At 63.2% G+C, this 24,185-nt stretch carries 18 protein-coding genes; 11 read left to right on the top strand and 7 right to left on the bottom strand.

The genetic code is table 11. The annotated features are described in order from the left end of the window. Positions 1 to 2: 2 nt before the first annotated feature. The 5 genes from JET17_RS08185 to ppsA all read right to left on the bottom strand — a co-directional run bounded on the left by JET17_RS08185 (position 3) and on the right by ppsA (position 5,502). The gene (locus JET17_RS08185) at positions 3 to 266 is read right to left on the bottom strand and encodes a hypothetical protein (protein WP_012313512.1); all 264 of its coding nucleotides are present in this window, start codon (positions 264 to 266) and stop codon (positions 3 to 5) included. A 112-nt stretch (positions 267 to 378) separates the two neighbouring features. Further along, positions 379 to 1,374: a zinc transporter ZntB gene (locus JET17_RS08180; RefSeq protein WP_012313511.1), complete on the bottom strand. Its 996-nt coding sequence runs from the start codon at positions 1,372 to 1,374 to the stop codon at positions 379 to 381. 27 nt (positions 1,375 to 1,401) lie between these two features. Then, on the bottom strand, positions 1,402 to 1,893 hold the full coding sequence (rraA, locus tag JET17_RS08175) for a ribonuclease E activity regulator RraA (RefSeq protein WP_012313510.1): 492 nt from the start codon (positions 1,891 to 1,893) through the stop codon (positions 1,402 to 1,404). 139 nt (positions 1,894 to 2,032) lie between these two features. Further along, positions 2,033 to 3,025, bottom strand: a complete 993-nt coding sequence (locus JET17_RS08170; protein ID WP_233100420.1) for an alpha/beta fold hydrolase — start codon at positions 3,023 to 3,025, stop codon at positions 2,033 to 2,035. 101 nt (positions 3,026 to 3,126) lie between these two features. Further along, entirely contained in the window at positions 3,127 to 5,502 is a 2,376-nt protein-coding gene (gene ppsA / locus JET17_RS08165; protein WP_012313508.1) for a phosphoenolpyruvate synthase, read from the bottom strand. A gap of 175 nt (positions 5,503 to 5,677) precedes the next feature. Between ppsA and ppsR the strand changes: the two genes are divergently transcribed. Further along, positions 5,678 to 6,496 (top strand): pyruvate, water dikinase regulatory protein, encoded by an 819-nt coding sequence (gene ppsR, locus JET17_RS08160; protein ID WP_012313507.1) that lies wholly within the window; start codon positions 5,678 to 5,680, stop codon positions 6,494 to 6,496. 214 nt (positions 6,497 to 6,710) lie between these two features. Here ppsR and JET17_RS08155 read toward each other — a convergent pair whose 3' ends face one another. Beyond that, on the bottom strand, positions 6,711 to 11,576 hold the full coding sequence (locus tag JET17_RS08155) for an NAD-glutamate dehydrogenase (RefSeq protein ID WP_012313506.1): 4,866 nt from the start codon (positions 11,574 to 11,576) through the stop codon (positions 6,711 to 6,713). A 249-nt stretch (positions 11,577 to 11,825) separates the two neighbouring features. Here JET17_RS08155 and JET17_RS08150 point away from each other — a divergent pair, with 249 nt between their 5' ends. From JET17_RS08150 to JET17_RS08135, 4 genes are all read left to right on the top strand, one after another. Continuing rightward, positions 11,826 to 12,179, top strand: a complete 354-nt coding sequence (locus tag JET17_RS08150) for a hypothetical protein (RefSeq protein ID WP_012313505.1) — start codon at positions 11,826 to 11,828, stop codon at positions 12,177 to 12,179. Between the two features lie 167 nt (positions 12,180 to 12,346). Beyond that, entirely contained in the window at positions 12,347 to 13,057 is a 711-nt protein-coding gene (locus JET17_RS08145; protein ID WP_012313504.1) for a FadR/GntR family transcriptional regulator, read from the top strand. A gap of 105 nt (positions 13,058 to 13,162) precedes the next feature. Beyond that, positions 13,163 to 14,356 (top strand): L-2-hydroxyglutarate oxidase, encoded by a 1,194-nt coding sequence (gene lhgO / locus JET17_RS08140; RefSeq protein ID WP_012313503.1) that lies wholly within the window; start codon positions 13,163 to 13,165, stop codon positions 14,354 to 14,356. Positions 14,357 to 14,400: 44 nt separating this feature from the next. Continuing rightward, positions 14,401 to 15,729, top strand: coding sequence for an MFS transporter (locus tag JET17_RS08135; protein WP_012313502.1), 1,329 nt, complete (start codon positions 14,401 to 14,403; stop codon positions 15,727 to 15,729). A 48-nt stretch (positions 15,730 to 15,777) separates the two neighbouring features. Here JET17_RS08135 and JET17_RS08130 read toward each other — a convergent pair whose 3' ends face one another. Further along, positions 15,778 to 17,085: a T6SS phospholipase effector Tle1-like catalytic domain-containing protein gene (locus JET17_RS08130; RefSeq protein ID WP_012313501.1), complete on the bottom strand. Its 1,308-nt coding sequence runs from the start codon at positions 17,083 to 17,085 to the stop codon at positions 15,778 to 15,780. Positions 17,086 to 17,304: 219 nt separating this feature from the next. Between JET17_RS08130 and JET17_RS08125 the strand changes: the two genes are divergently transcribed. The 6 genes from JET17_RS08125 to JET17_RS08100 are packed head-to-tail and all read left to right on the top strand — an operon-like array spanning position 17,305 to position 24,127. Then, positions 17,305 to 18,264, top strand: coding sequence for an AAA family ATPase (locus JET17_RS08125; protein ID WP_012313500.1), 960 nt, complete (start codon positions 17,305 to 17,307; stop codon positions 18,262 to 18,264). A 4-nt stretch (positions 18,265 to 18,268) separates the two neighbouring features. After that, positions 18,269 to 19,213 (top strand): DUF58 domain-containing protein, encoded by a 945-nt coding sequence (locus JET17_RS08120; RefSeq protein ID WP_012313499.1) that lies wholly within the window; start codon positions 18,269 to 18,271, stop codon positions 19,211 to 19,213. 13 nt (positions 19,214 to 19,226) lie between these two features. Beyond that, positions 19,227 to 19,721 carry a DUF4381 domain-containing protein gene (locus JET17_RS08115; RefSeq protein ID WP_012313498.1) on the top strand — a complete coding sequence of 165 codons (495 nt, stop codon included), beginning with the start codon at positions 19,227 to 19,229 and terminating at the stop codon, positions 19,719 to 19,721. Beyond that, positions 19,714 to 20,790 carry a vWA domain-containing protein gene (locus JET17_RS08110; protein WP_012313497.1) on the top strand — a complete coding sequence of 359 codons (1,077 nt, stop codon included), beginning with the start codon at positions 19,714 to 19,716 and terminating at the stop codon, positions 20,788 to 20,790. Before JET17_RS08115 ends, JET17_RS08110 begins: the two co-directional genes overlap by 8 nt. Beyond that, positions 20,787 to 22,505, top strand: a complete 1,719-nt coding sequence (locus JET17_RS08105; RefSeq protein ID WP_012313496.1) for a tetratricopeptide repeat protein — start codon at positions 20,787 to 20,789, stop codon at positions 22,503 to 22,505. Before JET17_RS08110 ends, JET17_RS08105 begins: the two co-directional genes overlap by 4 nt. Further along, positions 22,502 to 24,127, top strand: a complete 1,626-nt coding sequence (locus tag JET17_RS08100; protein WP_012313495.1) for a BatD family protein — start codon at positions 22,502 to 22,504, stop codon at positions 24,125 to 24,127. Before JET17_RS08105 ends, JET17_RS08100 begins: the two co-directional genes overlap by 4 nt. Positions 24,128 to 24,185 lie beyond the last annotated feature (58 nt).

The following is a 24,185-nucleotide window of genomic DNA, read 5'->3' as shown; positions in this document are numbered from 1 at the left end:
ATTCAATCGGCCTTATCAGCTTTGCTGCCAGCGGCAGCGTTACGGGCAGAAGTACGGCGCACCGGCGCGACATGCGCCGAGCCATTGTTCACGGCGATCAGCAGCGCCTGGCTCCAGCGGCCAAGCAGGCTGAACAGGTCACCGGCGCCAACCTGGCGGTTGGCGGTTTTCAACACGCGACCCAGGCACGCAGCGTCGTCCCGGTCCTCACCGGATGGCGACGCGTTGAGCAGGTCACGCAGGGATTGTTCAAACGGATCGTGCATGTGCACCTCGCGCAATGTCACTCAGAGACGAGAGCGGCGGGCGGTGGGTCACACATCGGCTCATGTTGGGGCCGGCTTGTCGGCGATTACGCCGGTACATTCCAATAAGCATTCAAATCCACCGCAACCGTCGAAACAGCCACCACTGCCCCACCGCCAGCCCGAGCACGACGATACAGGCAAACAGGAAGCCATATGGGTTTTCCGCCCCCGGAATGCCGCCGACATTGATCCCCAGCAACCCGGTGACGAAGCTCATGGGCAGGAAAATGCAGGTGATGATGCCAAAGCGGTACATGGTCCGGTTCATCCGCTCGCTGCGCCGCCGGTCCTCGCTTTCCAGTACCAGCGCGGCCCGCTCACGGGCCAGCTCCAGCTCCTCCAGGTAGCGGATCAGGCTGTTGTTCAGCTCGTTCCAGTAGTCAGCGTCCGCATCGGCGAACCAGCTCCACCGGCTGCGGGACAGCTGGGCATAGATTTCCCGCTGCGGGGCGAGAAAACGCCGCAAGCCAGCGGCTCGGCGCCGAATCTGTTGCAAGATGCCGTGCTCAGGGCTGTACCGTTCGTCGGATTCAACCTTTTCTTCCTCCAGGTCGACCAATTCCGACAGATCGTTGACCAAACCCTGAACTTTTTCGGTGAGTAATTCGCCCATCAGCAGTAGCAGCTCGGACGCCGATCTTGGCCCCCTGCCCTCGTCCAGCAGACGGAGAATTTCGTCACTGGCGCGCAAAGGCCGCAAGCGCAGCGAGATGACCCGCCGCGCCTGGGCAAAAATACGTACCGATACCATGTCTTCAGGCTCGGCGCCCGGGTTGAGATTCACCCCTCGCAAGAACAGCAGCAGTTGCTCATCGGCCAGCGGCAACAGGCGCGGACGGGTGTTTTCCTCCAGCAGCAAGTCGCAGGCGAACTCACTCAGGCCGCTCTCTTGCTGCAGCCAGGTACGGGTTTGGGGATGACTGCGATCCCAGTGCAGCCACAGGCTTTGCTGTGGCTGCAACTGCAGATCGTCCAGCTCGGTCCGGGGGATCGAGCGCGCGCCGCCTTTACCATCGAGCACCAGGGCGTGCACCAGCCCCCACTGCGCGTTGTCTTCCTCGAACATCAAAGCTCCATCAGCGCGTGCGGCGCATCACTGCGGCATTTCCAGCGGGCTTGGCGAGACGATCACGCCGTTGTTGTCGGCATACACATACTCACCAGGGCGGAACGTCACGCCGGCGAAGGTCACAGCCACATTGAGGTCGCCGATACCGCGCTTGTCGGTCTTCATCGGATGGCTGGCCAATGCCTGCACACCGACGCTGGTCTGGATCAGCACATCGACGTCACGCACGCAGCCATAGATCACCAGGCCTTCCCAGCCGTTTTTGGCAGCCTTTTCGGCAAGCATGTCACCGAGCAATGCACAGCGCAGCGAACCACCGCCATCGACCACCAGAACCTTGCCCTTGCCGTCGAGCTCAACCTGCTCTTTGACCCGCGAGTTGTCCTCGAAGCACTTGATGGTAACGATCTGGCCACCAAATGAATCGCGGCCACCGAAGTTGCTGAACATCGGTTCCAGCACCTGGACCAGGTCGGGGTAGGCGTCGCACAGGTCGGGCGTTACGTAATGCTGCATGGGAAGCTCCTGTCAGTCACAACGAAAGCGGGTGTCTGCCAAGGCTACACCGGCGAGGCTGTCGCAGTCATCCGGGACTGCTCGGTCATCTGCATTTCGCCTGTCGTGACCCAAGCGGGCCACGACACCCGGCAGAAAATCAGCTGACCGGGACAGGCTCCGCAACCACGGCCGCCCCATGCACCGGCAGCAACGGCTGGCGCAACCAGCGTTGCACCAACGGCCACACCTGCGCCTGCGCCGCCTTGCTCACCAGCATATCGACATGCCCGAACGCCTCGAAGCCTTCCTCGCGACCCAACCTGATGAACTGCTTGCGCTCGCCACCCATCTGATCGAACAGCTTGCGACAGGCCCACACTGGGTCCTGGAAGTCTCCCGCGCCAGCCACTGCCAGCACCGGCACATCTACCTGAGCAAGCCCCGCCCACCAGTCACTGTCCTTGTCACCAAAACGGCCAAACAGGCCGTGCCAACGCATGCTTTCCAGCGCCAGCCCTATCGGTTCGTCCTCAGGCCCGCGCTTGAAACGCGACCCGGAAATCTGCCCCCAACGCTTGAGTAGCAGCTTCGCGCCCCAGGTCACGGGCGGTACCTTCAACGGCCAGTACACCCGGCTGATCTGCGTACCGAAGAACGCAGCACTGGCGACCTGCCCGGAATGCAGAAAACCACCGCCAAGCGCTGCCGCCAAGGTGGTACCGCCAAGCGAATGGCCTATCCAGTGGGGTGCTGTGCCGGACTGTTCTTCAACGAAGGCCGCGATCAGCGGCAAGTCATAGCGGGCATAGTCAGCGACCCGGTTGTGCCGCCACTTGTGATTGCGCGGCGACAACCCATGGCCACGCATTTCCGGGATCCATACATCGAAGCCCGCACGTGCAAGGTAAGCCCCCAGGCCAATGCCCTTGGGCGAATACCAGAAACGCCGATTGGAGAAACTGCCATGCAGGAGAATAACCGGCACGCCTTGGGCGCCGTCCTGGTCAGCTAGCCCCAGACGGGTCAAGGCCAGTTCCACGCTCGGATCAGGGCTGTTGCCGGCCTTGATCCGGTAGACGTCTTCGCTGAGGTCGCCGCGGCGCTCGGCACTGAGCAAGGCCACGGGAAATAAAACACTGCTGCTTTGCATAAGGTTGCTTGGTGCACAAAAAAGGGCGGGATCCATCACTGGAACTCGCCCTGGAAAAAACCAGGCGAGGGCACACCAGACGCGCCCCCGCATTTCATCTATCAGACCGCGCCCTGGCCCTCGGCCAGGAAGAACCAGGTCTCGAGTACCGAGTCCGGGTTGAGCGACACGCTTTCGATGCCTTGCTCCATCAGCCACTTGGCAAGGTCTGGGTGGTCCGACGGGCCCTGGCCGCAGATGCCGATGTACTTGCCAGCCTTGTTGCATGCCTGAATGGCATTGGCCAACAGCTTCTTCACCGCCGGGTTACGCTCGTCGAACAGGTGGGCGATGATCCCCGAGTCGCGGTCCAGACCCAGGGTCAGCTGGGTCAGGTCGTTGGAACCGATGGAGAAGCCGTCGAAGTACTCAAGGAACTCTTCAGCCAGGATGGCGTTGGACGGCAGCTCGCACATCATGATCACGCGCAGGCCATTGTCGCCACGGGCCAGGCCGTTTTCGGCCAGCAGGTCGACCACTTGGCTGGCTTCGCCCAAGGTGCGCACGAATGGCACCATGATCTCGACGTTGGTCAGGCCCATCTCGTTACGCACGCGCTTCAGTGCACGGCATTCGAGCTCGAAGCAGTCACGGAACGACTCGCTGATATAGCGCGAAGCACCGCGGAAACCCAGCATCGGGTTTTCTTCTTCCGGCTCGTACAATTTGCCGCCGATCAGGTTGGCGTACTCGTTGGACTTGAAGTCCGACAGGCGCACGATGACTTTTTTCGGGTAGAAGGCCGCAGCCAGGGTGCTGATACCCTCGACCAGCTTCTCGACATAGAAGCCGACCGGGTCGTTGTAGCCGGCGATGCGCTTGTCGACGCTTTCTTTGAGCTCCGGCGGCAGGCCGGCGTAGTTCAGCAGCGCCTTGGGGTGCACGCCGATCATGCGGTTGATGATGAACTCCAGGCGCGCCAGGCCGACACCGGCGTTGGGCAACTGGGCGAAATCGAAGGCGCGGTCCGGGTTACCGACGTTCATCATGATCTTGAACGGCAGGTCGGGCATGGCATCGACCGAGTTCTGCTTGACGTCGAAGCCCAGCTCACCTTCAAAAATGAAGCCGGTATCGCCTTCGGCGCAGGACACGGTCACGCCCTGGCCATCCTTGAGCAGTTGGGTGGCGTTGCCACAACCGACCACTGCCGGAATACCCAGCTCGCGGGCGATGATCGCCGCGTGGCAGGTACGCCCGCCGCGGTTGGTGACGATGGCGCTGGCGCGCTTCATCACCGGCTCCCAGTCCGGGTCGGTCATGTCCGAGACCAGCACGTCGCCCGGCTGCACCTTGTCCATCTCGGACACGTCCTTGATCACGCGGACCTTGCCGGCGCCGATGCGCTGGCCGATGGCGCGGCCTTCGACCAGTACGGTGCCCTTCTCCTTGAGCAGGTAACGCTCCATGACGTTGGCGCTGGCGCGGCTCTTCACGGTTTCCGGGCGGGCCTGCACGATGTAGAGCTTGCCGTCGTCACCGTCCTTGGCCCATTCGATGTCCATCGGGCGCTGGTAGTGCTGCTCGATGATCATGGCCTGCTTGGCCAGCTCGCTGACCTCGGCGTCGGTCAGGCAGAAGCGCGCACGCTCGGCGCGGTCGACTTCGACGGTCTTGACCGAGCGACCGGCCTTGGCCTCGTCGCCGTAGATCATCTTGATCGCCTTGCTGCCCAGGTTGCGGCGCAGGATGGCCGGGCGGCCGGCCTGCAGGGTGTTCTTGTGTACGTAGAACTCGTCAGGGTTGACCGCACCCTGCACCACGGTCTCGCCGAGGCCGTACGCACCGGTAATGAACACCACATCGCGGAAACCCGACTCGGTGTCGAGGGTGAACATCACGCCGGCGGTGCCGGTTTCGGAGCGGACCATGCGCTGTACGCCGGCCGACAGGGCCACCAGCTTGTGGTCGAAGCCCTGGTGCACGCGGTAGGCGATGGCGCGGTCGTTGAACAGCGAGGCGAACACTTCCTTGGCCGCGCGGATCACGTTATCGACGCCACGGATGTTGAGGAAGGTTTCCTGCTGGCCGGCAAAAGAGGCATCCGGCAGGTCTTCGGCGGTGGCCGAGGAACGCACGGCGACGGCCATGTTGTCGTTGCCAGCGGCCATCTCGGCAAAGGCCGTACGGATTTCCGAATCCAGTCGAGCCGGGAACTCGGCCTCCATGACCCACTGGCGAATCTGCGCGCCGGTCTTGGTCAGGGCATTGATGTCATCGACATCCAGCGCGTCGAGCGCGGCGTGAATGCGGTCGTTCAGCCCGCTTTGCTCGAGAAAATCACGGTACGCCTGAGCCGTAGTGGCAAAGCCGCCCGGCACCGACACGCCGGCACCGGCAAGGTTACTGATCATCTCGCCCAGGGATGCGTTCTTGCCCCCCACATGCTCCACATCATGGACGCCGAGCTTATCGAGGGAAACTACGTACTCTACCAAGGTGATCTCTCCACTAACTGTATTGGAAAAGCTCAAGGGCGCCCGCCTGCCTTTTGACTGGGCCGGACGCTTGTGGCCTGTACCTGGAAAATAAGTGAGAATGCCGACAGCCGCATTCGGCAAACCGAACTTATCATATCCAAGAAACGTCATCAGCTTAAGGCCCAGATCGCAAATGAAACGAACCGCGTTCTTCATCTCCGATGGCACCGGCATCACTGCCGAAACCCTGGGCCAAAGCCTGCTCGCGCAATTCGATAGCATTCCGTTCAACAAATTTACGCGTCCGTACATCGACACGCCGGACAAGGCACGCACGATGGTGCAGCAAATCAATGCCGCCGCCGAGCGCGACGGCATGCGCCCGATCATCTTCGACACCATCGTCAATCAGGACATTCGTGAGATCCTGGCGACGTCGAACGGTTTCATGATCGACATTTTTTCGACGTTTTTATCCCCGCTCGAGCAGGAATTGACTGCCCATTCGTCGTATTCCGTAGGTAAATCGCACTCGATTGGCGGTAATTCCAACTATATGGAGCGCATCGAGGCGGTGAATTTCGCGCTCGATAACGACGACGGCGCCCGCACCCATTACTACGACAAGGCCGACCTGATCCTGGTCGGCGTGTCGCGTTGCGGCAAGACCCCAACCTGCCTGTACATGGCGATGCAGTTCGGCATTCGCGCGGCCAACTACCCGCTAACCGAAGACGACATGGAGCGCCTGCAGCTGCCGGCGGTGCTCAAGAAGCATCACAACAAGCTGTTCGGCCTGACCATCGACCCCGACCGCCTGACCGCCATCCGCCACGAGCGCAAGCCCAACAGCCGGTATTCGAGCTTTGCCCAGTGCGAGTTCGAGGTACGTGAGGTCGAGAGCCTGTTCCGGCGGGAGAACATTCCCAACATCAACTCCACGCATTTTTCGGTGGAGGAGATTTCGGCGAAGATCCTGGTGGAAAAAGGCGTGGAGCGGCGATTCAAATAACACGCGGCCCTGTAGGAGCGGCCTTGTGTCGCGAAAGGGGTGCGCAGCGCCCCCCACAATTCATGCATCAGGCTGATATTGCCGGGGCCGCTACGCGACCCTTTCGCGACACAAGGCCGCTCCTACCTGGGGGCCGATCATCCGTCAGGACGGCACGCCAGTATGAAAAAAGCCCCGACATCACTGCCGGGGCTTTTTCATTTCAGTTGACCGATCAGGACGGCACTGCCACCGCCTGCCCGCTCATCGCCAGGTCGACCAGCTCGCGGTTGGCCACCGCATACATCGCATAGTCGGTACCAGTCGCATTGCGCAGGTCGTCGAGCATGGCGCGCCAGCGCTCGACCATGACCCGATGCTGCTCGGCCCACAGCGCCACACGGGCATCCATGTCTTGCGGGGCATCAACCATCTGCAGCACCGAGATGGTGATGGCCCGTTGCTGCAGGTCGATATCGTCGCGGAACGCCTCACGGGCCAGGGCCTGCCAGTTGTTCTCGACCGGCAGGTTGCTGATTTCCTGCAAGTACCAGGTCAAGTCCAGCGCACTGCCCACGGCGAAGAACGCCTTGGCAACCTGGGCCGGCTCATGCCCGGTCACGTCCGCCGCTTCGATGATCGGCAACAACGTGTACAGGTGGCTGGTACCTGCCACCATGCGTGCGAGCAACTCCGGTACGCCGGCATCGACGAAGCTCTGGTAACGGACCATCCAGCGTTCGCGGGTCGGGCCCTCCAGCAGTTCGTCGAGTTTGAGCCCCAGCTGGGCGATTTTCGGCCCGAAGTGGGCAGTATCGCGCCCGGCGTCCTGCTCGTTGCGCCGGCTGCGCAGGAACCAACGGGTCGCACGGCGGCCCAAGCGCATCAGTTCGTCCATCAGGGCCAGCTGGATTTCTGCCGGTACCTGGTAGTCCAACGCCTCTATCTGGCGGAACCAGTGCGGCAGATGGAAGATGTCACGCACGATCACATAGGCCCCGGCCACGTTGGCCGGGCTCATGCCGGTCGACTCTTTGAGCCGCTGGACGAAGGTGATGCCCATGTTGTTGACCAGGTCGTTGGCGATCTGGGTGCTGACGATCTCGCGCTTGAGGCGATGGCGACGCATGGCTTCGGCAAACTTGCTGACCAGCGACGGCGGGAAAGCGGTTTCCATGTCGCGGGTCAGGTAGTCGTCGTCAGGCACCAGCGACTTGAGCAACTGCTCTTTGAGGTCGATCTTGCTGTAGGAAATCAACACGGACAGCTCGGCACGAGTCAGGCCCTGGCCTGCCGCCAGGCGCTCGGCCAATTGCTCTTCGGTCGGCAAGAACTCGATGGCACGGTCCAGCTTGCCACGGCTCTCGAGGTCGGCCATCAGGCGCTTGTACTCGGCGATCCGCTCGCGGGCGCGACGCGCCGCCAACGAAAGCGCCTGGGTCTGCTTGTAGTTGTTGCCCAGCACCAGCCCGCCCACTTCATCGGTCATGCTGCCAAGCAACTGGTTGCGCTGCTTCTCGGTCATGTCGCCACCCTGCACCACTTCGTTGAGCAGGATCTTGATGTTGACCTCGTGGTCGGAGCAGTCCACGCCACCAGCGTTGTCGATGAAGTCGGTATTGGTGGCACCACCGTTCAGGCCGAACTCGACACGGCCAAGCTGGGTCATGCCGAGGTTGCCGCCCTCGCCCACCACCTTGCAGCGCAGTTCGTTGCCGTTGACCCGCAGCGCGTCATTGGCCTTGTCGCCGACATCGGCGTGGCTTTCGCTGCTGGCCTTGACGTAGGTACCGATGCCCCCATTCCACAGCAGGTCTACCGGCGCCTTGAGCAATGCATGCAGCAGCTCGGTCGGCGTCAGCCGGTCGGCCTCGATGGCGAAGCGTTCCTTCATTTGCGCAGTGATGGCGATGCTCTTGGCACTGCGCGGGAAGATCCCGCCGCCTTCGGACATGATGCTGGTGTCGTAATCGCTCCAGGCCGAACGCGGCAAGTCGAACAGCCGCTGGCGCTCGGCGAAGCTGCTGGCCGGGTCCGGGTTCGGGTCGATGAAGATGTGCAGATGGTTGAACGCCGCTACCAGCTGCAGCTTGTCGGACATCAGCAGGCCGTTGCCGAACACGTCACCGGCCATGTCACCGACGCCGATGACGGTGATCGGGTCCTGCTGCACATTGATGCCGCGCTCGCGGAAGTGGCGCTGCACGCCCACCCAGGCACCACGGGCGGTAATGCCCATCTTCTTGTGGTCGTAGCCGGCAGAGCCACCCGAGGCGAAGGCATCGCCCAGCCAGAAGCCGTAATCGATGGCGATGCCGTTGGCGATGTCGGAGAAGGTCGCGGTGCCCTTGTCGGCCGCCACCACCAGGTACGGGTCATCGTCATCGTGACGCACCACGTTGGCCGGTGGCACCACGCCGCCGTCCTTGAGGTTGTCGGTGATGTCGAGCAGGCCCGAGATGAAAATGCGGTAGCAGGCCACGCCTTCGGCGGCGATTTCGTCACGCGTGCCGCCCAGCGGCAAACGCCGCGGCAGGAAGCCGCCTTTGGCACCGACCGGCACGATTACCGAGTTCTTCACTTGCTGGGCTTTGACCAGCCCAAGCACCTCGGTACGGAAGTCCTCTTCACGGTCCGACCAGCGCAGGCCACCGCGCGCAACATTGCCGAAGCGCAGGTGCACACCCTCGACCCGAGGCGAATAGACGAAGATCTCGAACTTGGGTACCGGCTTGGGCAGCTCGGGGATCAGCTTGGGGTTGAACTTGAAGCTGAAGTACGACTTGCTCTGGCCGTTAGCATCAGGCTGGTAGAAGTTGGTGCGTAGGGTGGCCTTGATCAGGTCCAGATAGCGGCGCAGGATGCGGTCCTCGTTGAGCACCTGGACATCGTCCAGGGCGCTGAGGATGGCTTGTTCCAGACGTTGCTGCTTGTCGTCCAGGTCATCGGCAGTGAGCTTGCGCGCCAGGTAGAAGCGGGTCTTGAACAACCGGGTCAGCTCACGGGCGATGTCGGTGTGGTTGTTCAGGGTGCTGGCGATGTAGCCAAGGTCGAAGCCCAGGCGGATCTGCTTGAGGTAGCGGGCATAGGCGCGCAGCAGCGCCACGTCGCGCCATGGCAGGCCGGCAGTGAGCACCAGGCGGTTGAACGCGTCATTCTCGGCATCGCCCTGGACGATATGGATGAACGCGTCCTGGAGCACGTCGTTGAGTTGCTGGATGTCCAGGCTCAAGCCTTCGCTGTAGGTGAAGGCGAAATCGTGGATCCAGTATTCACGACCACTGGCGTGGCGCAAGCGATAGGGGAACTCGCCCAGCACGCGCAGGCCAAGATTTTCCAGGATCGGCAGCACGTCCGACAACGCCAATGGCGTGTCGGCGTGGTACAGCTTGCAGTGCAGCAAGCGTTCGCCCAGGCGCGTCAGCGGCTGGTAGAAGCTCATCGCCAGCGGCTTGCTTTCGGACAGGGCTAGCACATGTTGCAGGTCGACCACCGCCGAATGGGCGGCAAAGCGCTCACGGTAGCCGGCCGGGAAACCTTTGGGGAAATCGGCGAGAATGTTGGTGCCCTGGGCTTCACCGAAGTTCTCCACCACCAGCGCGGCGTAGTCGTCATGCCACGAGCGACAGGCCTGGATCACTTCGTTTTCCAGTTGCTGCGGGTCGATGGCGATACGGTTCTTCGGATCGACGCGCAAAATCAGCTGCACGCGGGCCAGCACCGATTCGGAGAAGAACGTCCAGAACTCGCAGTCGCTGGCCTTCAGGCGCTCCATCAGCACCTGCTGGATCTTCTGCCGCACTTCGGTGGAATAGATTTCCCGTGGCACGTAGGCCAGGCAATAGCAGAAGCGCCCGTACGGGTCCTTGCGCAGGAACACACGGATCTTGTTGCGCTCCTGGATCTGCACGATCGACATCACCGTGCTGAACAGCTCGTCGATCGGAGTCTGGAACAGGTCGTCGCGTGGCAGCACTTCGAGTACCTGGGCCAGTTCCTTGCCCAGGTGTGCCTTGGCGTCGAAGCCGGAGCGGCGCTCGACCTCGGCGACCTTGACCCGGATATAAGGAATGGCATGCACGCTCTCGCCGTACACCGACGAGGTGTAAAGGCCCATGAAACGGTGCTCCTTGAGCACCTTGCCATCGGCGTCCAGCTGGCGGATCGAGACGTAATCCGGGTAGGCCGGGCGGTGGACCCGGCTGGGCAGTGCAGCCTTGGCGAACGACAACAGCAGCGGTTCTGCCAGGTAAGCCACGGCGTAGTCTTCGATACGCAGCTCTTCAGGCGTCAGGCCCACACGCAGGCGGCGCGGCAAGCCCAGGAACGACTGCTCGTCGTAGACCATCTGGCCGCCGGCGCTGTCGGCCTGCACGGTGAACTCTTCATAACCGAGGAAGGTGAAGTGGTTGTCCAGCAGCCACTCGAGGAACGCCTTGACCTCACCCTTTTCATGGTGCGCCGGCGCAAATGCGGTTTGCTCCACCTGCGCCATGACTTCCCGCAGCTTGGCTTTCATCGGTTCGAAATCGGCCACCGCCACCCGCACCTCGGCCAGCACCTGCTCGATTTCACGGGTGAGCACCGTCAATTCGGCAGCATTGGCGCAGCGGTCGATCTCCAGGTACATCAGCGATTCATGGCGCACACCCTCGCCCTGGGTACCCTTGGGCAGCAGTTCGAGCAGATTGCCCTTGGCGTCACGGCGCACACTCAGCACGGTGGTTTGCAGGGTGTGAATGCTGTAGCCGCGGCGGTTGAGCTCGGTACGTACAGAATCCACCAAAAACGGCAGGTCATGGTGCAGCACCTCGACCACGGTGTGGGTCGACTGCCAGCCATTGCGCTCGTAATCGGGGTTGTACACCCGCACCTGCGGGTGCTCGGGGTCGAAGCGCTCGATGATGCGCCAGGCGGAAAGGGTACAGCCGGCCAGGTCCGACAGCCTGCGCTGGGTGAGTTCGTCCATGGAAATGATGCCGAAGAACTGCTCGGCGAACAGCGCCACTTGTGGCAGTGACTGTTCGCTGATGTGCTGCGCCAGGGCCGCTTGCAGTTGATGCTGGAAGTCGGCTTTGCTGGCTGCGGTGAAGAACGCCATCTGTGGTACTCCGCTTGGGCTTTGTAATAATTGAAGCGTCGCGTACGTCCGACGATCACGGATCAACGATAGCCAACCCGTGGCAAGCCGGACGGTAATATTCAGGGCTCGCGGAAGCTTAACGACTGATCGGTCATCACCGCTTGCAGCGCTGCGACAATTTCGGTCAAGGGGGGGAAACTTTACGTTTATCGATGCCCCCAAGGCTGTCAGAATTCACTTTCGTTTCCATTGACCCGAGCCGCCTTCATGCAAATCAACACCGCCCTGCTGTTCGCCACCCCTTGCGATGACGAGGAAGACAACATGGCGACCTTGTGCTGCCACAGCGACAAGGGGCAGATGTTCCTGCTCACCCGCTACCCGGATGAGGACACCGTGGACCTGACCCTGGACGATGAACCGTCGACGCTCGATGGCCTGAAGGTGACCCTGAGCGCAAAGCGCCTGCTGATCGAAGTGGCGGCCGGGGACCGAGATGCGTTGAAGGGTGACGAAACGCTGGAGATCGTGCTGACGTCGGCGGGGACTGACCTGGAAGAGGTCGAACTGACCTTGCGCAATATTCTGGAGGGGACAGGGACCTTCGTCAGCGAGCTCTGAAAGTCTGCCTGACGCGGCCGTCCAACCGCGGACCGGTGGCTTCTCTGCGCGAGACGGCTCACCGGTGCGAGGGCCATGCCTGGCAACGCACACCTGATCGAAACGATTGACATCCCATACCCGCCACAGGCATTGTCTGACAACCTGACCACTAGGCAATCGCTTCCATGCTAGAACTCCAGCGCCCCGACACTCTGGTCGAACGGGTTGTCAGCGCCATCCGTGCAGAAATCGATTCCGGTCGCCTGGCCGCCGAAGCGCGCCTGCCCACTGAACAGCAACTGGCTGAACAACTGAACGTCAGCCGCTCGGTAGTGCGCGAAGCGGTAGCGCAGCTCAAGGCCGATGGCGTGCTGATCGCCCGCCGCGGGCTTGGCTCCTATATCTCGAAAACCCCCGGGGGCACGGTGTTCCGCTTCCCCGGCAGTACCGGTCGCAAACCCGACCTGGTGCAGATGTTCGAAATGCGCCTGTGGATCGAAACCCAGGCAGCGGCCATCGCCGCGCGCCGACGTGACGAACACGATCTGGCGAACATGGCCCAGGCCCTGCAGGAGATGCTCGACAAACGCAGCGACTTCGCCACTGCCTCGGCAGCTGATGTGGCCTTCCACAGGGCCATCGCCGAAGCCAGCAAGAACGATTACTTCGTGGCCTTCCATGACTTTCTCGGCGGCCAGTTGGCCAATGCACGGCGCACCGCCTGGGAAAACTCCGCAGCCCATTCGGTGGGCGGCTCGGCCGAAGCCAATCGCGAACACCAAGCGCTTTATCAGGCCATCGCCGACGGTGACCGCCAAAGGGCTGCGGCGTGTGCCGAAGCGCATCTGCGCGCCTCTGCCAAACGCCTGAAAATAGAACTACCTGCACTCGACTGATACCCAGAGCTTGCTGCGACCCGGCAAGCTCTTTTTTTTTACGCATCCATTAGTCTGACAACCTGATAAGCAGATCCACCGACAAGAATCACAAGGTACCCCTGCATGACATACGACTACTGCATCATCGGCGGCGGCATCGTCGGCCTGGCCACCGCGATGGCCCTGCTCCAACAACGCCCCGGGGCGTCATTGCTGATACTGGAAAAGGAGTCCAGCCTCGGCCGCCACCAGACGGGCCACAACAGTGGGGTGATCCATGCGGGCATTTACTATGCCCCGGGTAGCCTCAAGGCCGAGTTGTGCAAGCGTGGAGCCCTGGCGACCAAGGATTTTTGCCGCGAGCACGGCATTGCCTTCGATGTCTGCGGCAAACTGCTGGTGGCGTCCAACCCGCTGGAAATGCAGCGCATGCAGGCGCTGTACGAGCGTTCACAGCTCAACGGGCTGAAGGTCGAGCGGTTGGACGCCAGTGAACTCAGGCGCCGCGAACCCAATATCGCAGGCCTTGGTGCGCTGTTCGTCGATGCCACCGGCATCGTCGACTACAAGCAGGTGTGCGATGCCATGGCCAAGGTCATCGAGCAGGCCGGCGGCGAAGTGCGCCTGGCCACCACCGTGCAGGCCATCCGCGAGTTTGGCGATCATGTCGAAGTGTGCGATCACAGCCAGACCTGGCATGCCCGCCAGCTGGTCGCCTGCGCCGGCCTGCAATCCGACCGCCTGGCGCGCCTGGCCGGGGTAAAGATCGACCACCAGATAATCCCATTCCGCGGTGAGTACTATCGCCTGCCAGCCAGCAAGAACCAGATCGTCAACCACCTTATCTACCCGATTCCTGACCCACAGCTACCGTTCCTCGGTGTACACCTGACGCGCATGATCGACGGCAGTGTCACCGTCGGCCCCAACGCCGTGCTGGGTTTTGGCCGGGAAAACTACAGCAAGTTCGCGGTGAACTGGCGCGATGTGGCCGAGTACGTGCGCTTCCCTGGGTTCTGGAAAACGATCTGGAACAACCTCGGCTCCGGCACCACCGAGATGAAGAACTCGCTGTTCAAGCACGGCTACCTGGAGCAGTGCCGCAAGTACTGCCCGTCGCTGCAGGCCGGCGACCTGCTGCCCTTCGAGGCAGGCATCCGTGCCCAGGCCGTGATGCGCGACGGCACCTTGGTCCACGATTTTCTGTTCGCCGAGACCCCGCGCATGGTGCATGTCTGCAATGCACCGTCACCGGCTGCCACCTCGGCGATCCCCATCGGCCAGATGATCGCTGAAAAGATCCTCAAGGCCAGCTGAACCCTGCTGCACACCCCAACTACAAAGACAATAAGGAACATCAGATGTCGGTACACGAGGCGGCCCCGGCCGCGAGCGAGACACCAGCACAGAAACGCAAGCGCCTGCGCAAGGTGGCGGCGGCAACCATCTTCGGTTCGATGCTGGAGTGGTATGACTTCTACCTCTACGCGACCATGGCGGCGATCGTGTTCTCGAAGATTTTCTTCGATGCCAGCAACCCGGCAGTGGCTTCACTGCTGGCGTTCTCCACGTTTGCCATCGGTTTTGTCGCGCGCCCATTCGGCGGGGTTCTGTTTGGCTACCTGGGCGACCGCTTCGGCCGCAAGCATGTACTGGTTATCACGTTCTGCATGATGGGTGTGTGCACCGCGCTGATCGGTCTGATCCCCAGCTACGCCTCGATCGGTATCTGGGCACCGATTCTGCTGGTAGTGATCCGCATCATCCAGGGCCTGGGCGCCGGTGCAGAGCTGTCCGGGGCGGCCGTCACCTCCTACGAACATGCCAGCGAAGGCAAGCGCGGCAGCCAGGGCGCTTGGCCAGCACTGGGGCTCAACCTGGGCTTGCTGCTGTCGTCGCTGACCGTTTACCTGCTGACCATGAACGGCAACGAGTTTCTCCTCGCCGGTGGCTGGCGCATTCCGTTCATCGCCAGCATCGCCCTGGTGGCGATCGGCCTTTGGGTGCGTAAGAGCATTCCTGAGACACCGGACTTCAAAGAACTCGACAAGGCCGATGCCAAACCGCAGGAGTCACCGCTGAAACTGCTGTTCAGGAACGATCTCAAAGGCTTGGCCGTGGTGTTTTTCGTGGCCATCGGCTACAACGCTCTGAGCTACATATTCAAGACGTTCTCGCTGGCATACCTGACTCAGTTCAAAGGTGTCGAGGCACATGTCACCTCCCTGTCGGTGACCATCGCCAGCCTGGTGGCGATCTTTGCCGTACCGTTCTTCGGCTGGCTGTGCGACCGCTGGAGCAGCAAGACCGTGTTGATGCTCGGCGGCGTGCTGTCGGCGCTGTTTGCTTATCCATTCTTGCAGTTGCTGAGCAGCGGTGAGCCAACACTGATCTATGTGGCCATTGCCATCGGCACCGGCCTCCTCGCGCCAATGATGTTCGCCCCCCAGGGCTCGTTCCTTAGCCGGCAGTTCCCGACCCAGACGCGCTCTTCCGGTTTCGGCACCGGGCGCGAGATTGGCACTGCAGTGGCCGGCGGCCTGGCGCCCCTGGGCGGCCTTGCCTTGGTGGCGAACTCGGCGACCCACTCCACCGACGGCGTGGCTTTGATCCTGGCGGTTTCCGGTGTGCTGGTGGTGGTGTTTGCCTTGTGTGACCAAGGCCGCAAGCACTCCAGTTCGAAAAACTGACCCGGGCCGGCCTGCACATCGATAATGGTGGGCAGGCCGGCACCCGCATCAGCCAACCGGGTTCTTGTGCAGCACCCTGCCCGCCTTGCCCGGCCGGTCGATGTAAAACGAATCCAGCGCACTGTTATCCAGCCCTTTCACGGCGTTCCAGTGCGCCGATGTGTGTACATACTTTGCCTGCAGCAACGCTCGTTCCTGGGTCGTCAGGCGCGGTTGCGCACATTGCCCGAGGGCAAATTCATGCAGTTTGCGGCTGACAGGCAGCAACTCTGCCGGTAGGTGATGCGCATCGTCACTGCCCAGAGGGGCGAACGGTACGCCACCGCGCACGGCCAGTTCACGCATGATGCTGAGGTAGACACGTGACAGATGGCCATTGACTTCACGTTCTCGGTACACAGCGGCATACACCTGCTTTTCCGGGTCATCGCGCTTGGCTCGGCTGCCTTCGATCGGCACCTCCCAGCTGAGCAGCCTTGGCCGCGGATCGACCAGGCCTGCAAAAGTTGAGGTCAGCAGCGCATTGACCGCCGCATGGGCGCTTGTGCATTCAGCCGGCGTCGTCCGCGCGACCCGGCTCGACTGCGGTTTGCACAAAAGAACCTGCTCACGCATGTGCTCCCGATAACCGCCACCGATATTCGAGTGCACACCCGGCACGACTATGTCGTTGTCGCTGCGCACCAGCGGGAAGTTGTGGCGCTGCTCATCACCTGCCACCAGTTGCACCACCTGCCGTGCGACGAGCGTGTCCAGCCCGAGACGCAAACCGCCGTATTGATCGCTGGCAGGGTCGAAGCTGCCTTGCAAAGGTGCAACGATTGCCGCCACCGTATCGAACAGACCAATGAAGTTGATCGCCCGGTCCCCGTGCAGCTCAGCCGGCAAGCCCGCCTCATCCTTGCCCAGCCGATTGGCCAGATGCCTGGCCGCCGCAGCACCGCGACTGAAACCGAACAGGTCGAATTCGATGCACTTGGGTACAACCTGCGGATGCTCAGCCCGATAATCGCGCAGCTGCCTGCCAACCTCCACCAACGCCTGATCTACCCGGGCCGCCACCCCCGCGCTTCCACGCCCCGTCGCCTGGGCGAAGGACGAGTCAGGCGCACCGTGAGTTGTACCGATACCTTGCACATAAACGCTGAAATGGACCTGACCTAGCACAGGCCCGGAGGGATAAAGCGCGTGCAGCAGGGCAATGTTACTGCGGGCATTGGCGTAACTACCCCCTGCGCAACCGCGGCCGGTGGAAGCCAAGGGTGCAGCGTTGCCCTGATTGTTGCCGGTGCCATCGAAAAAAACGCCCACCCGCAGGGTGACCGGGGCAGGTATACCGTACTGCTTGCTCATCATCATGCTCCTTCATGATTCGAAGAGCACAAGCAAGCGACAGATCACCGCCACCGGGAATCGGAGAACACCTGAAACGCACGCGGATATTCCACCGCTTCAATGCGCATAAAAAACCGGGCCGTAATTGGTCGCCACCCCCCGGATAGATTAAAGTATCCACCCCTGCCAGGTCCGTCGCGCTCCGCGCCCGCCCTGGCCCAATCCCAGGAACCGCCGCCGATGGAACACCGTGAAGCGCTGATCGCGCTACGCACCTTTCTTTCCTCCCAGATCCTAGGCCAGGAAAAACTGGTCGAGCGGCTGTTGATCGTGCTGCTGGCCGACGGCCACATGCTGGTCGAGGGCGCCCCGGGCCTGGCCAAGACCAAGGCCATCAAAGAGCTGGCCGAAGGTGTCGAAGCGCAGTTCCATCGCATCCAGTTCACCCCTGATCTGCTCCCGGCCGACATTACCGGCACAGAAATCTACCGCCCGGAAACCGGCAGCTTCGTGTTCCAGCAGGGGCCGATCTTCCACAACCTGGTGCTGGCCGACGAAATCAACCGGGCACCGGCCAAGGTGCAGTCGGCGTTGCTCGAGGCAATGGCCGAACGCCAGGTCAGTGTCGGGCGCAGTACCTATGACCTGTCGCCGCTGTTTCTGGTCATGGCCACGCAAAACCCGATCGAGCAGGAAGGAACCTACCCCCTGCCGGAGGCCCAGCTCGACCGTTTCCTGATGCACGTGAAGATCGGCTTCCCCGATGCGGCGGTTGAGCGACGCATTCTGGCCCAGGCCCGCGGTGAAGCGCTGGGTGGCGAAGTCAAACCTGAACGGCGTGTCAGCCAGCAGGCCATCTTTGCTGCACGCAAGGAAATCCTTGGCCTGTACATGGCCGACGCGGTGGAGGAATACCTCGTGCAACTGGTCATGGCTACGCGCACGCCGGCCAAGTTCGATACCGAGCTGGCCGACTGGATCGCCTACGGCGCCAGCCCGCGCGGTTCCATCGCCCTGGATCGTTGTGCGCGGGCGCATGCCTGGCTGGCCGGGCGCGACTTCGTCAGCCCCGAGGATATCCAGGCCGTGCTGTTCGACGTGCTGCGCCACCGCATCATCCTGTCCTTTGAAGCCGAAGCGGCCGGGATCGACCAGGACCGCGTGGTCCAGCGCATCCTTGACGTCGTCGCCGTTGCCTGAGCCCATGCCCACCGCTCAGCAGGCCGAACCCGGCATCCGCATCGGCCTCGCCGAGCTGATCGACATGCGTCACCGCGTGCGCGAGATCCAGTTGTTCTCCCGGCCTGGCCAGCGCAGCCCGCTGGTCGGCCTGCACCACTCCAAGCTGCGCGGGCGCGGCGTGGACTTCGACCAGGTGCGCGTCTACCAGGCCGGTGACGACGTACGCAACATCGACTGGCGGGTCACCGCACGCACCCAAGAGCCGCATACCAAGCTGTTCCATGAAGAACGCGAGCGGCCGATCTTCATCCTCGTCGAGCAAAGCCAACGCCTGTTCTTCGGCTCGGGGCTGATGTTCAAGTCAGTGCTCGCGGCCCAGGCTGCGGCGCTGTTCGGCTGGGCTGCGCTAGGCCACAACGACCGCATCGGCGGGCTGGTGTTCGGCGATGATGAGCACCACGAAATCAAGCCGCGGCGCAGCAAGCAGAGCCTGCTGCAGCTGCTCAACCGCCTGGCCAAGGTCAACCAGGCGCTGCACACCGAAGCCACGCCCCACGCTGACAGCCTGGGCCTGGCCCTACGCCGCGCGCGTGAAGTACTGCGCCCGGGCAGCCTGGCCATCGTCATTTGCGACGAGCGCTCACTCAGCGCCCAGGCTGAACAGCACCTGGCGATGCTCTCGCGCCATTGCGACCTGCTGCTGATGCCGGTTTCCGACCCGCTCGACCATGCCTTGCCTGCAGCAGGCCTGCTGCGTTTCTCCCAGCGCGGCGCGCACCTGGAGCTCGACACCCTGGACACCAACCTGCGCCAGGCTTACCGTCAGCAGGCCGAAGCACGTATAGAACGTTGGGAGCTGATGGCCCAGAAGCTGCGCGTGCTGCTGATGCCCTTGAGTACCCAGAGCGAAATGATCGAGCAGTTGCGCGAATACCTCAATGCGCAGCGCCCACGGAGCGGTTCATGAAGAGCAGCGCCCAATGAACCCTCTGGACCAATTGCAACCGCTGATCCCCCCTTCAGCGATCGGCCTGTGGCCACCGGCACCTGGCTGGTGGCTGCTGCTTGTCGTCCTCCCCCTGCTTGGCTGGGGCCTGTGGCGGCTGCGCCGCTGGCGCCCAGGCAAGCGTCGGGTAGTGCGCGCCGAGCAACCGCTCGACCCGGTACGCCTGGAAGCCCTGGCCGAGCTGGCCCTGCTGCCGCGCCCATACGACGGCGCGCCGGCCGGGGCCTGGCTGCAACAGATCAACGCCTTGCTCAAGCGCCTGTGCCGCAACCACTACCCTGGGGCCAACAGCCATACCCTCAATGGCCGCCAGTGGCTGGCTTTCCTCGACAACCGCTGCCCCGCCGCCGGCCTGACCCGCTGGATGGTGCTGGTCGAAGGCGCGTACAAGCCTGAATGCAAGCTTGACGACAAGGCCATCGCCGGGCTCAGTCAGGCTGTCGAAACCTGGATCCGCAAACATGTTTGAACTGGCCTGGCCGTGGATTTTCCTGCTGCTGCCGCTGCCGTGGCTGGCCCGCCTATTGCTGCCTGCCGCCGACAGCGGCGAGCCGGTGCTCAAGGTAGGCTTTCTCCACGAACTCGAAGGCCTCGCCGGGCGTCGGGCACGGCTGAACCTGCCGACCTTGCGCCAGCAGGCACCGTTCGCGCTGATCTGGCTGTTGCTGCTGCTCGCCGCCGCCCGCCCGCAATGGCTGGGCGATCCGGTACCGGTGGCCGCCAGTGGCCGTGACCTGCTGGTTGCAGTGGATGTGTCCGGTTCCATGGACTTTCCCGACATGCAGTGGAAGGATGAAGAGGTCAGCCGCCTCGACTTGGTCAAGGCGCTGCTGGGCGACTTTCTGCAAGACCGCGAGGGCGATCGCGTCGGCCTGATCCTGTTCGGCAGCCAGGCATACCTGCAGGCACCACTGACCTTCGACCGGCGTACCGTACGCACCTTCCTCGACGAAGCGCAGATTGGCATCGCCGGCAAGAACACCGCCATCGGCGACGCCATTGGCCTGGCGGTCAAGCGCTTGCGCCAGCGTCCGGCGCAGAGCCGGGTGCTGGTACTGATCACCGACGGTGCCAACAACGGCGGGCGGATCCATCCGTTGACCGCTGCCCGCCTGGCTGCGCAGGAAGACGTCCGCATCTACACCATCGGCATCGGCGCCAACCCCGAGGCCAGCGGTACGCCGGGCCTGCTCGGCCTCAACCCGAGCCTGGATCTGGACGAGGCCTCACTGAAGGAAATCGCTGACCTGACCCATGGCGCCTACTTCCGCGCCCACGACGGCGCAGAACTGGATGCGATCGGCGATACCCTCGACCAGCTGGAACCCGTCGCGCAGCAGCCAACCCAAGCCCGCACGGCAACAGCTTTGTATGCCTGGCCACTGGCCCTGGCCTTGCTGCTCAGTGTGCTGCTGGTAGTGGCGGTGCAATGGCCAGACAACTTGCTGCAACGTGCGCTGCGCCGGCCACGCTTCCTGCAGCCCCACCCGCAATGGCGCGAACGCCTCAAGAGGCTGCGCCTGAGGAGGCGGCGATGATCGACCTCTGGCCGCACTGGTTGCGCCCACTCTGGCTGCTGGTGGTACCGCTGCTCGCCTGGCTGTTGTTCAAGCTCTGGCACCGGCGCAGGCGCGCCGGGCGCTGGCAGATGATCCTGCCGCCGGCTTTCCACCCGGTGCTGCTCGGTGGCGGCAGCGGCAGCCACAGCAAACTACCTTGGGTCGCACTGGGCCTGGCCTGGTTACTGGTGGTACTGGCGCTGCTCGGGCCTAGCTGGGAGCGCCTGGAAGAAACCCGCCAACGCCCGGCCGACCCGCTGGTGATCCTGCTCGAACTGACGCCGCAGATGCTTGCCGAGGACACGCCGCCCAACCGGCTGCAGCAGGCTCGGCGCAAGGTCCTGGACCTGCTCGAACACCGCCGCAACAGCCAGACCGCCTTGATCGTCTATGCAGGCAGCGCACATACCTTGGTACCGCTGTCCGACGACCTGAGCACCACGCGCAACCTGCTCGAGGCCGTCGACCCTTCGATCATGCCGCAGCCCGGCCAGCGCGCCGACCTGGCCGTGCAAAAAGGCTTGGCCCTGCTGGCGCAGAGCGGCCTGGGCCAAGGCCGCCTGCTGCTGATCGGTTCGGCATTGAGCGCCCCGGAACGCCAGGGCATCGTCCAGGCCCTTGGCCGCCAGGGCCCGAGCCTGTTGATGCTCGGAATCGGTACCAGCGAGGGGGCTCCGGTGCGCCAGGCCAACGGCGAGTTCCTCAAGGACGAGCAAGGCGGCATTCTGGTACCGCGCCTGGACAGCAGCGGGCTCAGGACGTTCATCAACGGCACCGGTGGCCGCTACCGTCATGCCCGCATCGACGACCTCGACCTGCGGGGCCTCGGCCTGTACGACAACCCGCGCATCCTGCGCAATGACGGCCAGAACCTGCAACTCGACAGCTGGGCCGATCAAGGCTACTGGCTGTTGATACCCCTGTTACTGCTGGCCGCCTGCGCGGGTCGGCGCGGCTGGCTGTTCTGCCTTCCGCTGCTGCTGGCTCTGCCGCAGCCGAGCCAGGCGTTCGAGTTCAATGACCTGTGGTTGCGTCCCGACCAGCAGGGCCAGCGCCTGCTTGAACAGAACCGCCCGGTGGAGGCTGCCCGGCACTTCCAGGACCCGCAATGGCGCGGCATGGCGCTGTACCAGGCCGGCGACTACGCCGCCGCCGCCAAGGCCTTTGCCCAAGGCAATACGACAGCCGCCCACTACAATCGAGGCAATGCCCTGGCCCGCAGCGGCGAGCTGGAGGCCGCTCTGGATGCCTATGAGCAAGCCCTCGAGCGCCAGCCCGATTTCAAGCCGGCGCTGGATAACCAGGCACTGATCCAGCAGCTGTTGCAGCAACGCGAAGCACAGGCCGAGGAACAACCGGCCAAAGACGATGCCCAAGGCACGCCCGGCAGCGAGACCGAGGGCAACAGCAGCTCGGCCAGCAGCCCGGCGCAGGGCACGCCCGGCAACGATGAACAGGCCAACGCCGAACAGCCCGGCCAAGACAGCAACAACAGCCAGGCCACTCCCGGAAACCAGGGTGGCGACGATGACAGCATCACCCAGCCGCCCAAGCGGCCGGTTTCGACCAGCCTCGACGCCGAGCAACGCCAGGCCCTGGAACAATGGCTGCGGGAAATCCCCGACAACCCGGCGCAGCTGCTACGCCGCAAATTCTGGTATGAACAGCAATTGCATCAGGAAACCCCACGATGAGTCGCCTCGGCGTCTTTCTCTTCAGCCTCTTCTGGGCCCTTTTGGCCCAGGCCGAGCCGACCCTGCAGGCCAGCGTCGATCGCACTCGCCTGGGCGCCGGCGAAACCCTGGAACTGACGCTCGAAAGCCAGGATGTGACCCAGTTCGGCAAGCCCGACCTGCGCGCCCTGGACGGCGACTTCGAAGTGCGCGGCACGCGCCAGTTGAACAGCCTGCACACCCTCGACGGCGAGACTCGGGCCAGCACTCGCTGGATCATTACCCTGCTGCCGCGGCGCAGTGGCAGCCTGCGTATTCCTGAGCTGCAACTGGGCAAATCGCACAGCCAGGTCATCGACCTGCAGGTGGTGCAAGCTGATGCCAACCGCCCGGACAGCGCATCCCAGGTGTTCGTCGAGGCTACCCTGGACAGCAATGATGTATACGTCCAGGCGCAGGCCGTGCTGACCTTGCGCATCTACCATTCGGTGTCGCTGTACGACGACAGCAGCCTCAGCCCGCTGCGGCTGGAAAACGCAAAAGTCGAGCCGCTGGGTGACTCACGCACCTATGAGAAGGAAATCAACGGCGTACGCCATGGGGTGATCGAGACACGCTACGCACTCTATCCGCAGCAGAGCGGTAGCCTGGAAATTGCGCCCCTGACGTTCACCGCCACCGCTGCCGATACTGCTCAGCAGCCTGCGGGCACTGCACGTACAGGTCGTCAGGTACAGGTCAGTTCCCTGCCGCTACGCCTGACCGTTCGCCCAATCCCCGCCGCCTGGCCCACGGCCGAACCGTGGTTGCCAGCCCGCAGCCTGACCCTTGAGGAGCACTGGAACCCCGACCCTGGCAGGCAGCAACCCCAGATAGGCGATTCGCTGACCCGCAGTATTACGCTGCGCGCCGAAGGGCTGTCCAGCACCCAGCTGCCGCAACTGCCGGCCACCGAAATCGTCGGCCTGCGCCGCTACCCGGACCAACCGCTGCTGCGCAACGAAATCAGCGAGCGCGGTATGACCGCCAACCGCGAGGAACGCGAAGCGCTGGTGCCGACTCACAGCGGCGAACTCGCCCTGCCGGCGCTGGAAGTCACCTGGTGGAATACCCGCGAGGACCATCTGGAGCACAGCAGCCTGCCGGCGCGTAACCTGAACGTGCAGGACAACCCTGCCCTGAGCGGCGACACGCCGGTAGGCGATGCCGGCAGCGCCAGCCATCTGCTCTGGCCTTGGCAACTCTCCACCGTGATTTTCGCCCTCACCACGGCGCTCGGTTTTACCCTGTGGTGGCGCGCCCGCTCGCAACCAGCGGTACTGCGCGCCGCGCAGACCGGCCCAAGCCCGCGCACCCTGCTGGACGACCTCAAGCGCGCCTGCCAGGCCAACGATCCGCAGGCTACGCGCCAGGCGCTCGATGCCTGGGCCCGGCAACAGCCGGAGACCCTGGCGGAGATGGCGGCGCGGTTCGTGCCGCTGTCGGATGCGCTGGATGGATTGAACGGGGCGCTTTACAGCGAGAGTGGGCAGTATTGGCAGGGGGAGGATCTGTGGCGGGCGATTGGCACGATTCCACCGGCGGAACAGGTGTTGTTGCCTTCGGGTGAGCCGGGGAGCTTGCCCCCGCTTTATCCGAAGTGATTGGGAGAGGGGCGCAGTACTAAAGACAGGCCCTTCTCAGCCCGGATGCAATCCTGAC

This window comes from Pseudomonas putida, from assembly GCF_016406145.1.
GTDB lineage: Bacteria > Pseudomonadota > Gammaproteobacteria > Pseudomonadales > Pseudomonadaceae > Aquipseudomonas > Aquipseudomonas putida_E.
This window is presented reverse-complemented; position numbering and strand designations above follow the sequence as displayed.